Annotated in this window: 7 protein-coding genes; all 7 read left to right on the top strand. The window is 47.7% G+C overall.

Annotation, left to right across the window (positions count from 1 at the left end):
* Positions 1-122: 122 nt before the first annotated feature.
* The 7 genes from NSB28_RS01580 (at position 123) to NSB28_RS01550 (ending at position 14,437) form a co-directional block, all read left to right on the top strand.
* Positions 123-2,819, top strand: coding sequence for a hybrid sensor histidine kinase/response regulator (locus tag NSB28_RS01580; RefSeq protein ID WP_257497390.1), 2,697 nt, complete (start codon positions 123-125; stop codon positions 2,817-2,819).
* A 96-nt stretch (positions 2,820-2,915) separates the two neighbouring features.
* Complete coding sequence (locus NSB28_RS01575) at positions 2,916-5,690, top strand: PAS domain-containing hybrid sensor histidine kinase/response regulator (protein ID WP_257497389.1); 2,775 nt, start codon at positions 2,916-2,918, stop codon at positions 5,688-5,690.
* A gap of 239 nt (positions 5,691-5,929) precedes the next feature.
* A complete protein-coding gene (locus NSB28_RS01570) occupies positions 5,930-6,298 on the top strand; it encodes an Hpt domain-containing protein (protein WP_109624812.1) in 369 nt (122 codons plus the stop codon).
* Entirely contained in the window at positions 6,298-8,379 is a 2,082-nt protein-coding gene (locus tag NSB28_RS01565; protein ID WP_109624524.1) for a diguanylate cyclase, read from the top strand. The genes NSB28_RS01570 and NSB28_RS01565 overlap by 1 nt, the downstream gene beginning before the upstream one ends.
* On the top strand, positions 8,369-10,309 hold the full coding sequence (locus NSB28_RS01560) for an extracellular solute-binding protein (RefSeq protein WP_109624525.1): 1,941 nt from the start codon (positions 8,369-8,371) through the stop codon (positions 10,307-10,309). Before NSB28_RS01565 ends, NSB28_RS01560 begins: the two co-directional genes overlap by 11 nt.
* A gap of 33 nt (positions 10,310-10,342) precedes the next feature.
* Positions 10,343-12,940 (top strand): ATP-binding protein, encoded by a 2,598-nt coding sequence (locus tag NSB28_RS01555; RefSeq protein WP_257497388.1) that lies wholly within the window; start codon positions 10,343-10,345, stop codon positions 12,938-12,940.
* 42 nt (positions 12,941-12,982) lie between these two features.
* Entirely contained in the window at positions 12,983-14,437 is a 1,455-nt protein-coding gene (locus tag NSB28_RS01550) for a GntR family transcriptional regulator (RefSeq protein WP_109624526.1), read from the top strand.
* The last annotated feature ends 36 nt before the right edge of the window (positions 14,438-14,473 follow it).

Here is a 14,473-nt window from a genome sequence, read left to right as displayed (position 1 = left end):
ATGTTGAATTTTAGTATATCATTTTTAAAGCCGCGTTTCTACAATCTCTTTCAGTTTTTGAAGGATGGTTGCTATTTTTGTTATTATTTGCTATACTCAACAAATAAATGGGTATGTGAACAATGGAGCTGCCAAATTACCGGGAGTGGTTAAGGTGCGGCCGGAAAGGTGAGGATTTGAGGCAGATGCAGACAGGTGCAAATAAAAAGGAGCGTTCTGTGGAGCGCAGCCAGCGGATGAGTATTATCAGTACGGTAATCCTCATCCTGCTGATGTTTTCTTATCTGGTCATGACGATCAGCAGCTCCGCGAAACTGGCGGCACAGACAGAGATCATTTCAAACCATCCTTTTGAGGTAGTGATCTCTGCAGGCAATGTGAAGCTCTATGTGTCCGAAATGAGCCTGCGCACCGAGCGCCTGAAGCGCCATCATAACAGCGAAGATGTGAAGATTGCCGGGGGCAAGCTTAAAGAGCTGGCTGTCTTTCTGGAAGAACCAGTCACACAGATAGAGGATCTGTATCTGGGTGATACTGAGGATGTGCAGGCGCTTAAGAGTACTCTGGCGCTTTTAAGGACGGAGCAGGACAGTTACCTGACGTTTTGCGGACAGCAGGACCTGACAGAGGAGGAGATCGAGGATTATACCCAGGAACATCTGCAGCCTCTCTATGATCTGGCGCTTCAGCAGACAGAAAACATTATTGCATCTGCCCAGGAAAAAAAGGTGGGCTATGGCGTCACCGCTGAAAAACTGCGTGTTACAAGCATGGCCGCCTCAGCCGTGCTGATGGGACTGATGCTTATTGTGCTGCTGGTTTCCCAGTATGTCCTGTACCGCCAGCGGAAAGAGCTGGTTTACCGCAGCAGGCTTTTTGACAATCTGTCATTAAGCATCGATGATGCGTTCATTATCCTGGATGCCGATACAGGACTCATCGGCTACCGCGGGCTTAACCTGGAACGGATACTGGGGGCCGGCATGCCGGATATGGAGGAACTCTATAAGGGGATGAGCGAAGAGGATGCTCATTTGCTTCAGGCGGAGATAAAGAGGGCCGGCTCAGCTGCGCCATTTGAAAAGCTGGTTGAATATACAAGACCTGATAAGGAGAAATACTGGATGCTGATCAGGGTCTACAGGGTGGATGATCTGAATACGCCTCAGCTTATTATTGTGTTTTCAGACCGCACGGAGGAGGTTCGCTCCCGCCAGGCGCTGCAGGAGGCTATGATGACTGCGGAACGCGCCAACAGGGCAAAGAGCGAATTTCTGTCCCGCATGAGCCATGAGATACGCACTCCGTTAAATGCAATTATCGGAATGACCACAATAGCGGCGGCCGCAGTTAAAGACCCTGCAAGAGTAGAGGACTGCCTTTCCAAAATCACCTTTTCTTCAAAGCATTTACTCATGCTGATCAATGATGTGCTGGATATGTCAAAGATTGAGAGCAGTAAAATGGTACTGCAGAATGAACCTTTTGATATCTTTGAGATCGTTAACGGGTTTGTATCGACTGTTTATGCCCAGGCCAAAGCAAAGGGGATTGAATTTAAAGAAACGATGGAAGGCTTTGGGGAAGATAATATTTTCATAGGAGATTCCCTGCGGTTAAACCAGATACTTTTAAATCTCAGCTCCAATGCTGTAAAGTTCACTTCGCCCGGGGGCAGCATCCGGCTGGAGGTTACCCGCCACAAAAGCGGAAATACATCTGACATTCTCCGCTTTATTCTCTCTGACACAGGGATAGGCATGACAAAAGATGCTCTGGGCAGGATCTTTCAGCCATTTGAGCAGGCTGATGCATCTATTGCAAAGCGTTATGGAGGAACAGGTCTTGGGATGTCCATCACCAGTAATCTGATCACGCTGATGGGGGGACAGATCAGAATAGAGAGCGAACCAGGCCGGGGAACCACCTGTATTGTAGACCTGCCCTTTGAAAAAGGAAAAGAAAGCTGTCTTCCGGAACCAGAATTTGCACAGCAGGGGCTGTGTGCGCTGGTTGTGGACGATGAACGGCAGGTGTGTGAACAGACAGCAGTCCTGCTGGAAAAGATCAGGATCAGCGCAGAGTGGTGTCTGTCCGGGGACGAAGCTGTGCTGCGGGTGAAGGAGAGGCACAGGGCGGGTCAGGATATAGATATGTGTCTCATCGACTGGAAAATGCCGGATATGGATGGTGTGGAGGTTACACGCCGGATCAGGAGAGAGGTGGGAAATGATGTCCCCATTGTGATGATATCTGCCTATGATGTCTCAGAGGTGGAGGAAGAAGCGCGTGCCGCGGGAGTTAACGGATTCCTTCCCAAGCCTCTTTACAGGTCTTCTGTCTATGCCGTTGTCAGGGAGGCTTTGGAGCATAAAGGGCATCTGCCCTCTGAAGGCGCAGAAAAACCGGCAGGCAGGCCTTTGGAGGGACTGCGCCTGCTGATGGCTGAGGACAATGAACTTAACCAGGAGATAGCGGCTGAACTTCTGCGTATGAATGGGGCGCAGGTAGAATGTGTGGAGGACGGACAGCAGGCGCTGGATGTATTTCTTGCCTCAAAGCCCGGAGACTATGACGCCATCCTGATGGATGTGCAGATGCCGGTCATGGATGGGTATAAAGCCACCAGGTGCATACGTGCCTCCAATCATCCGCTGGCCCGCAGGATCCCCATCATCGCCACAACGGCAAATGCCTTCAATGATGATATCTCTGCCGCTCTGGCAGCAGGGATGAATGCGCATGTGGCCAAGCCGCTGGATGCTGCACAGCTCTGTAAAACACTTACAGCCTGCATCTATAAAAACATACTGAGATGAGGGCAGCTTGCTTTTTAATGGCAGAATTGATATAATGCTGATGTGACTGTGCCCGATTATAATGGAGGGCTTATTTATGCTTGAGGAGGATAAATCATGCATGATTGCTATATCGACAAAGAGCCGGCAGACGCCGGACAGTATGGTCGAATTTTAAATACAAACACGGTGGGGATCACCAAATTCATGTTGGATGCTGATTTGAGCCTTCTGTGGGCTGACGATGGATATTACCGGCAGACAGGATATTCTGAACAGGAATATAAAGATAATTTTAAAAATCTGCGGCAGCATTATGCAGGGTATCCTGGTGATTATGAGTTTATAGAAGATTCACTGGCAGGCGCCTTAAAAAACGGAGGGTCCGGAATTGAAATGGAAGTCCGGATGCCGGTAAAGGGAGGCGGTTTTGTATGGAAAAATATATCTGCCAGCATTTCCAGTGAAATTGTAAATAAATATCCGGTTTGTTATATTACATATACGGATGCCGTTCAGAAAAATGCTGCTGATAAATGCAGGCAGTGTCCAAACGATAAGATCCAGTATTTTAAGTGGATGATGGACGAGTATGAGGGGAATATATACATAAGCGATATGGAAACATATGAACTTTTGTATTTTAATCCCACGGCATGTGAATCTGTAGGCCGTAAGCTTAATGAGGTGCTTGGAGAAAAATGCTATGAAGTCATTCAGGGGAGAACATCACCATGTCCCTATTGCACTAATGACAAGCTCAGGGAAGATGAGGTCTATGAATGGGAATTTTATAACCAGAATCTTGACAGGGCTTTTATGATAAAAGACAGGATCATAGAGTGGGAAGGGAAAAAGGTGCGCCTGGAGCTGTCACACGATAATTACAGCCTGGAATACAGGCTTGCTAAAAAAGACCGTGAGAGGGATGCTATTTTCAGGACGATCCCGGGGGCACTGGCGAGGATAGACGCGCGGGATATGGATACGGTTCTGTGGTACGGGGCCAAATTTTTGGATGTGATAGGTTATACGAAGGAACAATTTGAAAACGAGCTTCACAGCAAACGGAATTATGTATATCCGGAAGACAGGGAACGCGCTGTGAAAATAATGAAAAAATTGAAGGAGACAGATGAATATGCAATTATGGATACTCGTTTTATAACCCATTCCGGTGAAACGAGATTTGTAACCGTTACTTTCAGCTATGTCAGGGCAGAGGAGAGCTGGGACGGCATACCTTCCTTTTACAGTGTGGGCCTGGATATTACGAAAGAGCGTCTGGAGCAGCAGCGTCAGCGTAAAATCCTGGAAGAAGCTTACCAGATGACTAAAATTGCAAGTGAAGCTAAAACAAATTTCCTTTCCAGCATGTCTCACGACATACGCACTCCTATGAATGCCATCATAGGCATGACATCTATCGCAGCGGCAAACTTAAATTCTCCCGGGAAAGTAGAAAACTGTCTGAACAAAATCAGTTCTTCCAGTACCCATCTGCTTGGGCTGATCAACGAGATATTGGATATGTCCAAGATTGAAAGCGGCAAAATTGACCTGATGTATGAAGAAGTGGACCTGCCCAAATTATTTCAGGAGATAATGGACATGTGCCAGCCTCTTTTTTATGCTAAAAACCAGGAGTTCCATATCAGTGCAAATGGAGTAAGGCATGAAAAGATCATTACAGACGGGGAGCGTTTGAAGCAGGTATTGATGAATTTGCTGTCAAATGCAATCAAATATACTCCTGAGGGGGGGAAGATAAGTCTTCGTATAAATGAATTATACTCACCGCTTATAAATAAAAGCCAATATGAATTCTGTGTTACGGACAACGGCATTGGAATGTCAGAAGATTTTCTCGGCCATATCTTCGAACCGTTTTCCAGGGCGGAAGATTCCCGTATCAGCAAAATACAGGGTACAGGACTTGGCATGACGATAAGCGAGAATATAGTCCAGATGATGAATGGGACGATAGATGTACAAAGCAGCCCGGGCAATGGAAGCAGGTTTACTGTGTCGGTCCCTCTTGAGTGGCGTGCACAGCAGGATGATGCCGTTGATAATAAGCTCACAGGACTTCCTGTTTTGGTGGTGGACGATGATCAGATGGTGTGTGAGAATACGACTGCTATTTTAGAAGAGCTGGGTATGAGAGGTTCCTGGGTGCTGTCAGGCAGGGAAGCGATTGATAAGATCCTGGCGGCAAATGAGCAGGCAGATGATTTTTTTGCTGTAATACTGGACTGGAAAATGCCCGATATGGATGGACTTCAGATTGTCAGAAATATACGTCAAAAACTGAAGCAGAACATTCCTATCATTATTATCTCGGCATACGATTACTCGGATATCAAAGACGGTTTTTTAGATGCAGGAGCAGATGCTTTTATTACAAAACCGCTTTTTAAATCTAAGATCCTCCATATTCTTCAGACCTTTATCACTGAGGGGAGAAATGTCAAGGCGCATGCTGAAATCCCGTCAAAGCCGGATCATATACAGGGGAAGAGGCTGCTGCTGGTAGAAGATAACGAACTTAACAGGGAGGTTGCGGCAGAGCTGCTTGAAATGCAGAATTTTGCTATTGATTCCGCAGAAAACGGGAAAAAGGCAGTTGAGAAGTTTCAGGCTTCTGCTCCGGGAACATATGCCGGTATCCTGATGGACATACAAATGCCGGTAATGAACGGATATGAAGCGACCTCGGCTATAAGGGCCCTGCCCAGGGAGGATGCACAGGCTATTCCCATAATCGCCCTCACAGCCAACGCATTTGCTGTAGATATCACAAAAGCGCGCAGTGCGGGGATGAACGATCATGTGGCAAAGCCCATTGAGGTGGACCGTCTGACAGAAATTTTAAAGAAATGGGTCAATTGAGCACTGCCTATACAGTGATAATAAAACAGCCATGGTTCTGGTAACAGAACCGTGGTTATTTTTTTGCGGGTTGTGGTATGGGGTCAAATTATTGTTTCCTGTTGCAAAAGAAGGAGGTTTGCATTATAATAATTTGGATAAGGTTCCAAGAGAGAATTTCTCTTGATTTGAAGCTATGTCAGGCATATCATGCTCTGAGCCGGCGGATTGATATGTTCTGTATTGAAAGGAGCAGGGCTATGACAGTCAGGGAAGCCTATGGGAAACTGTGTGGGAATTATGAAGATGTGAGTTACAGGATCAATGAAAAGATGCTTCTGCGGCTGATAGGCATGCTGTTGAAGGATCAAAACTACAGAGATATCTGTGAGGCGCTGGATAAGAGCGATTATGAAACTGCTTTTCGTGGGGCACATACACTGAAGGGCGTTGCACTTAATCTAAGCCTCACTTCTCTGGCTGAAAAGGCGGGGAGACTGACAGAAACCCTGCGCAGCCGGCAGGATAACGGCAGTATCAAACCTGCATTTGAGGAATTTGAACAGGCATATCAGGATATGCAGGCAGTCTTTTTGCAGTTGCTTGCCTCATCTGGAGGTGATGCATAATGAACAGAAAAGCAAAGATTCTAATTGCAGATGATTCAGAGATCAACAGGGCAATGTTATCTGATATATTGGCGCCGGACTATGAGGTTTTGGAGGCTGCCGACGGGGAAGCGGCTGTGGCCTGCATGGAACAGCAGCATACAGAAATCGCTCTTGTCATATTGGATATTGTGATGCCCAAACTGGATGGCTTTGAAGTGCTGGCAATCATGAACCGGAAGGGATGGATCAACAGTATCCCGGTCATTATCGTCTCCTCGGAAACTTCACCCTCCTACATTGATCATGCCTACCAGCTGGGAGCCTCAGAGTATATCAACAGGCCCTTTTACAAAGTGGCTATACGCCACCGCATAGAAAATACAGTAAAGCTGCACACAAAACAAAAGCATCTGGAAAATATTGTTGCGGAGCAGATCCTGGAAAAAGAAAAAAGTAATATGGTCATGGTGGATATTCTCAGCCACATTGTAGAATTCCGCAATGGAGAGAGCGGCCTTCATGTATTACATATTCGTACCATAACGGAAGTACTGCTCAAGCAGCTACGCAGCACCTGCAGCCAGTATGATCTGACTCCGGCCAGGACTGCCCTGATCACAAATGCTTCCAGCCTTCACGATATTGGGAAGATCTCGATTCCTGAGGAGATCCTTAATAAGCCAGGAAAATTGACAAAGGAAGAATTTGAGATCATCAAAACGCACAGCGCCATAGGAGCGCAGATGCTGGAAGGCCTTACACATTATCAGAACGAAGAGCTGGTGCAGGTGGCAAGAGAGATTTGCAGGTGGCATCACGAACGGTATGACGGAGGCGGCTATCCTGACGGATTAAAAGGCGATGAGATCCCTGTTTCTGCACAGGTCGTCGCCATAGCGGACGTATACGATGCCCTGACCAGCAAACGTGTCTATAAGCCGGCCTGCTCCCATGAGCAGGCCATGGAAATGATATTAAATGGGGAATGCGGGGTATTTAATCCCCTGCTGCTCGAGTGCCTGAAAGAAGTTGGAGATTATCTGGAAAACGAAGTCAAGATCCGGTCAGCGGGAAAGATAACACGTGATTCCATCCATACGCTGGCATATGACGCGATCCACAGCTACAACGTTTCTGACAGGACGCTTGATCTGCTGGAGCAGGAGCGCACCAAGTATCAGTTTTATGCCTCCATGACAAAAGAGATCCAGTTTGAATACAGCTATGAGTCGGATACGCTGATCATCTCAGAATGGGGAGCCGCCCAGGCGGGAGTAAAAGAGAGCATACAACATCCGCTGAGTGATGCCACACTGCTTGCGATCTTTTCGAAAGAAGACTTCTGTGACCTCCGCGAACGGCTGCAGAGCGCTACGCCCCAGAATCCTATTGTCAGTCAGATATACCGTCTGACTGTCCATGGAAAACCCCGGTGGTATAAATGGATAGCCCGTCCGATCTGGGGACTGGATGAGGACGCCCCGCCTACTAAGGCCATCGGCAAATTAGTGGATAACGAGGAAGAGCAGAGTACCCTGGAAAAGCTCACACTGCAGGCCCAGCACGATGATCTGACTGCGCTGCTGAGCAGAAACCATGCACACGAAGAGATTGAGGAGCGGCTTGTAAACTTGAAGGAAAATAAAGCGGCCCTGCTGGTTTTGGACCTGGATACATTTAAGAGTGTGAATGACAGCTACGGACATTCTTATGGAGATAAAATGCTGAGAGCCTTTGCCGAAAAGCTGAGAAAACGTGTCCGCAATACAGATATCGTAGCACGCATCGGCGGCGATGAGTTTCTGGTGTATATGGAATACAGGGAAAATATTGAAAAACTGGTGGAACGTATTTTCAGTACAGTATCCGGAAATTATGATGGCTTTGAGGTCTCAGTAAGTATAGGGGCCGCTCTGGCGCCTGAAAACGGAGTTACCTATGAAGAACTGTTTTTGTGTGCGGATCAGGCGCTGTATGCCAGCAAACATGCCGGAAAAAACCAGTGGAAGTTTTATGACGAATCTATGAAGGATATGTTATCGTCCGATTTACGGAATCCTTTAAATGAAAAAAAGAGGAGAACACCAAATGAAACGTAGTATAACCAGGAGGACTGCTTTTATATCGGGCGCTTTGTTTCTGCTTTTGGCTTTGGCAGGCTGCGGCCGGCAGACACCAGAAAAAACTGTGGTCAAAATTCTCTATTCCAATAATTTTAAAAAGGTGGAGGAACTGGTGGAGTCTGCCTGTGAGGATATTGATCTGCAGGCAGAATTATCGCTTTATCCCAGTGAGCAGCTTAGGCGTCTGAACAAGGGTATAGGGCCTGAGCTGGTTATCACGGCTCAGCCTGATTCAAATCTGGAGCAGCAATACTTGCTGGATATCAGCGATACAAAGGCCAGCGCCGCCTATGACGGCACTATTATGAATGCTGCGAAACTGGAGGGAAAGACATATGTGATCCCTCTGCCCGGTGTATACAGCGGTTATGTGGTCAATGAGACGTTGTTTGAACAGGCAGGCCTGTCTCTGCCCGGAAATAATGCAGAGCTGGTAGACTCGCTTTCACAGCTAAAGGAAAAAGGACTTGGAGTGGGAGAAGACGGGGTGAGTTTTTCCGTCATGAGCGACTACAATACGGGAGTGGGCCTGTTTAATGTGGGAAACATGGTACCGGATTTTCTGGGGACGGTCGAGGGTGTAAAGTGGCTGGCTGATTTTAGAAATAAAGAAGCGTCACTTACAGGTGTCTGGGAAGAGAGCTTTGAACTGTTAGATGCTCTTGTGGCCGCAGGTGTCATGGATCCCGCCGATATTGCGCGTCAGCGCAATTCTGTCCACTACAAGAAACGTATGAGTGACGGAACTCTTGCAGCTGTTTTTGGAGATTCAGCCCTCTATTATGAGTGTGTTGAAGGCAATAAGGAAGAGGTAAAGAGCGGTACGTCAGAGGCATATACCTACAGGATGCTTCCTCTCTTCAGCGATGAAGGCAATGAACCATGGTTTCTGTTTTCTCCGTCTGCTCTTGTGGGCATAAATAACTCCATCAGCGAGGAAAAGCAGGACGCCTGCAAACGCATTCTGGAACTGCTTTCCACACCTGAGGGACAGGCGGCTTTAATTGAGGATCTGGGCGGAGGCATGTCCTGCCTTACTGAATATCAGCAGCAGGAGGATCTGATTCCCCAGGGCGTGGATGAGTATGTGGAATCGGGATATGTTTACAATGTTTTATTTCCAAGCAGAACTGTGGAATACCTGGGCGGTTATGTGCGGAATGTCATGGCCGGCAAATGCTCGGTAGAAGAAGCCCTCCAGGCTATTGACAGATTATATTATGAGGGGACAGACGAATCAGCTTATGATTTTTCAATCGTTGGCTCGGTAAGCCATGATCTGCTTCTGGAGAACTTTAACGTCCGACGCAATGAGACGGAGCTGGGAAATTTTATAGCAGACTGTGTTGCAGAGGCCTCCGGAGCGCCTATAGCAGTTGTCAACGGCGGGGGAATCAGGGCCAGCTTTTATGAGGGAGTGGTCTATGGCGGAGATCTCGCTGTTGCGTGCCCGTTTGACAATCAAATCATAGTACTGGAAATGAAGGGACAGACCATGTGGGATATGCTGGAAAACAGTCTGGCAACCTGTACGGATGAGTTTCCCGATGGACGTTTTTTACAGGTCTCCGGGCTTTGCTATACTTTTGACAGCAGCAAACCGGCCGGCAGCCGCCTTGTAAGCGTGACATTGCCGGACGGGACGGACCTGGATCCAAATGCAGGTTATCAGGTGGCAGTGACGGACTATATGGCCGGATCTAAAACATATGCCGAAGACAACGGGGATGGGTTTACAATGCTCAATTATTATGACGATACAGTTCCTAAGGGCAATGTAAAACTGATAAAGGAAACAGGACTGTTATACCGAGATGCTTTGGCACAGTATTTTGAAAAGCATCAGGACAGTGCTGTGGATGCCGGGCTGGAAGGAAGGATAACCGATTTGGCCAGGGATAAATAAAGGGGCCCCGCAGGCGGAAAGGATGGAGAGGCATTGAAAAATAACAAAAAAATGAATGATATGCGCATAATGTTTGTTTTTATTCCCGCGCTGCTTCTGATGGTCGCTATCCTTTGCTTTCTTGCGGCGGCAGTATACCAGAAAGTATCAGAACGAACGGTGACAAACATCAGCGGGGTCTATCTGCGGGAAATGACAACGCAGCTTAACAGCCATTTTCAGACAAACCTGGACAGCCAGTTTTCCCAGATCCGCACAGTTATGAAAGCAATATCTGAGAACGATCTGGAAAATGAGGAAAGCCTGAAGCTTTTCCTGGCACAGGTACAGACAGATAATGATTTCACGCATATTGCATTCATAAGTGACAGAGGAATTGCCTATTCTCCTGAAGGGGCAGTTCCTGCCATGTCGAAAATTTCAGACCTTGACAGACTGCTGACGGGTTCCGGCGAACTTATCTCTGTTAATGAAACAATCTGGGAAAGCGGGACTATCCTGCTTGGCACCAGCATGCCCCCTGTGCAGTTTAAGGACAGCCGTCTTGTTGCCGTTATTGTCGGGATACATACTTCCGACATTGGAGTGAAGCTGGGGCTGGACAGCGAGACAGATACAAATTCATACACAAATATCGTAACTCTGGATGGTGACTTTGTGATCAAGAGCACCTTTGCGGAAGATGCATTACAGGGGACAAACCTGTTTACCATCTATGAACAGCAGGCCAGCTTTGATGAAGGCTATGATTATCAGTCCTTCCGGGCTGCGATAGGCGCTGGGGAAAGCGGACTGACCCTTCTGACTGTAGGCACCCATCATGTCTATCTTTATTATCTGCCCATCCGTGGAACGAACTGGTATATGGTTACAAGTATGGCATACGAAACTGTCAACGACCAGATCGTATTCCTTAGTCAGTTCATGGTACTTGTGGGTGTGGGAATCTTCTGTATCGTGTTTGTCACAGTGCTTACTTTCTTTTTGCTGCTGAGGCGCAATGAAAAACGCAGCAATGCGCTGCTGTTAATGGAAAAGGAGAGGGCGGAGACTGCAAACCGGGCAAAAAGTGATTTCCTTTCTCAGATGTCCCACGAGATCCGCACGCCGCTCAATGGAATTATGGGGATGGCAGAGCTTGGAAAAAACCATGTAGGCGAACCCGGACGGATGCGCAATTGTCTTGATAAGATCACACTTTCGTCAACACACCTCCTCTCCCTGATCAATGATATTCTGGATATGTCAAAAATTGAGAGCGGGAAAATCGAACTGAATCCTGAGAGGTTTGACCTGGGGCGTCTTCTTCAGGCGCTTATGACTGTGTTCCATGTGCAGGCTGTAAGCAAGCAGATCGATTTCCAGATTTTTCTGTGCGGTGAGATCTCAGAGTACCTGATAGGCGACGCGCTCCGCATAAACCAGATATTGACTAATCTGCTTTCAAATGCAGTGAAGTTTACACCTGCCCAGGGACATGTAAGTTTGAGTGTGAGGCAATTGAAGCGTGAAGAGAGTAAGATTTGGATGCGCTTTGAAGTCCGGGATACCGGCCGGGGAATCGCTCCGGAGAATATAGACCGCGTTTTTGAGCCATTTATACAGGAAAACAGCGGAATTGTCCGGCAGTACGGCGGTACCGGGCTTGGCCTGCCTATTACGAAAAATTTTGTGGAGTTGATGGGCGGCTCAGTCACCGTCAGCAGTGAGTTAGGAGCGGGAAGTACCTTTACAGTGGATCTGCCCTTTGAATGTGCGCCGGTGGATGAAGAAGAAAACATGGAGCGCTGCGGAAAGGGCCAGATGGTCCTTGTGGTGAACCCGGTGGCTGAACTGAATACGCATCTTGCTGAAGTGCTTGAAAAGGAGAATTTCAGTGTTGATTCGTCATACGATGAGGAGAATGCCCTGGGTATGCTTCAGGCTGCAGCACAAAGGGGGACTCCCTATGAATTATATCTGATAAAGTGGAATGTTTCTAAAAATATGCAGCTGTTTGCGGAAAAGATTCGAAAAGCTGGCAAAAATCCAGATCTTAAAATTATTTTAACAGGACAGGATCAGGATGAGCTGGATGACATGGCCGTGCAGTGCTGCGCTGATGCGACCCTGTGCTGGCCTGTATTCCATTCCGATATAGAAGCGCTTATGAAAGCGCTGGCAGATCCGAAGCATTCCGGGCAGGAAAGAGAAGAGCCTGCCGTACTGGACGGGGCACGTGTTCTGGTAGTGGAAGATAATGAGATCAATCTGGATATCGCAGGGGCTCTGCTGCAGGATGCGGGAGCCAGTGTTACCACAGCTGAAAATGGACGGGAGGCTGTGGCGCGGTTTTCTGAATCACCTGAAGGCTTTTACCATCTGATACTGATGGATGTGCAGATGCCAGTGATGGACGGCTGCAGCGCAGCGCAGGCTATCCGTTCACTTCCCCGTACTGATGCGAAAAGTGTTATAATCATAGCAATGACAGCGAACTCTTTCCGTGAGGATGTTCAAAAGTGTCTGGACAGCGGCATGAATGCGCATATTGCAAAGCCCTTTGTCATGGATGATATCATCGGCACATATGCCATGGCATACCGTGAACAGGAAAAAAAACAGGCCGCCGGCCGGCATGGCAGAAATTGACAACATGAAAACAGAATTTGTGAAAGGTGAAGACAGACGGATATGCTGATGTACGAAAGAATTTTTCAAATACTTAAAAATAAAATTGAATGCGGATTGCTGCCGGAGGGGACAAGCCTTCCTTCCAGGGCGGATCTGTGCCAGGAGTTTGGAACATCAGAAAAAACGATCCGCCGGGCTTTGGCTATGCTGGAGGAAAAAGGATTTATCAAAACCTCACAGAGGAAGCGCCCTGTGGTATGTGGAGACAGGAAGGCAGGTCACAGGACGACTATGCTTGCCCTTGAGAAAATAGATAAAGCCGTTACAAGCGATGTGCTGAAAACAGGTGTGCTCTTGTGCTATCCGGTGATAAAAAAGGGGATCTCACTTTGCAGAAAGGCAGACCTGGAAATTCCCCGCAGGATCCTGGATAATATGAAGGTTGAAAATGCACCGGAATTCTGGAGATTATCTAAACAGTTTTACAGGTTTTTTGTGGCAAGAAATGAAAATTCCCTGATTTTAGAGGCTGTTGACAGCCTGGGACTTTCTGAGCTGAGGCCTTTGCAGGATGATATTGTGATGAGAACACGGTATTATAAACAGGTGCAGGCATTTATGGGTGCGCTTGAAACAGGAGGAGCGCCTGAAAGCGTATATTTTGATGATATGTCCGGTATGTACGGGATGAATGACGGAGCTTCGCCTTCTTTTAACGTGGCTCCTGATTCGGCAGTCCTTCTTGGCAGTAAACAGATGGAGAAGCTGCTGGCGGTTTCTGAGGTGAGATATTCTGCTGTGTATATGGATATCATGGGACTAATAGCAGCCGGCCGGTACCAGCGGGGAGACCAGCTTCCGCCCCACAAAGAACTTCAGAGGATATATGGAGTCAGTGTGGATACAACGATCAGAGCAATACAGATACTGCAGGAGTGGGGTGTTGTGAAGACTGTACGGGGGAATGGCATTTTTGTGGAGATGGACAAAGATGATATCAGGAAGGTGCATGTGCCGGGGCATTTGATAGCCTGCCATGTCCGGCGCTATCTGGATACACTGGAGTTATTGACACTGATCATAGAGGGAGCTTCCATATGCGCAGCCGGAAACATTTCCCGGGCAGAGCTGCAGTCAGTGAAGGCAGAAATCGACCGCTTGTGGAATGAGGATTATCTGTACGAACGCACCCCGGCCATTCTTCTGGACTTGATCACCAGGAACATCGGGATAAAGGCGCTGGGCTCTATTTTTGCCCTGCTGCAAAGAAATTTCCGTATCGGGCGCAGTATTCCGGGACTGCTGAACACAGAGAAAACGTCTGTGAACTGTGAGGTTCATGAGAAGTCCGCCAGGGCAGTCCATGCGCTTTGTGCAGGAGATCATAAGATGTTTTCTGAAATATCTGTGCAGATGTTTGAAGAGGTCTACCGCCTTGTGGTGGAGGAGTGCAGAAGACTGGGATACTATGAAGCTGCCATGAAGGTCTACGACGGAACAGCATTGTGGAAATAGATCCGGGAACAGGAACCCTTCCAGGCAGTTTTTGGA

Origin of the sequence: Murimonas intestini (genome assembly GCF_024622195.1) — a bacterium.
Lineage (GTDB): Bacteria > Bacillota > Clostridia > Lachnospirales > Lachnospiraceae > Murimonas > Murimonas intestini.
Note: the sequence above shows the minus strand (reverse complement) of the source record. Positions and strands in the feature narration are given on the sequence as shown.

Bases quoted from the DNA above. Each gene is read 5' to 3' on its own strand.
- NSB28_RS01575 (WP_257497389.1), top strand. From the start codon at position 2,916: ATGCATGATTGCTATATCGACAAAGAGCCGGCAGACGCCGGACAGTAT.
- NSB28_RS01565 (WP_109624524.1), top strand. From the start codon at position 6,298: ATGAACAGAAAAGCAAAGATTCTAATTGCAGATGATTCAGAGATCAAC.
- NSB28_RS01570 (WP_109624812.1), top strand. From the start codon at position 5,930: ATGACAGTCAGGGAAGCCTATGGGAAACTGTGTGGGAATTATGAAGAT.
- NSB28_RS01580 (WP_257497390.1), top strand. From the start codon at position 123: ATGGAGCTGCCAAATTACCGGGAGTGGTTAAGGTGCGGCCGGAAAGGT.
- NSB28_RS01560 (WP_109624525.1), top strand. From the start codon at position 8,369: ATGAAACGTAGTATAACCAGGAGGACTGCTTTTATATCGGGCGCTTTG.
- NSB28_RS01550 (WP_109624526.1), top strand. From the start codon at position 12,983: ATGCTGATGTACGAAAGAATTTTTCAAATACTTAAAAATAAAATTGAA.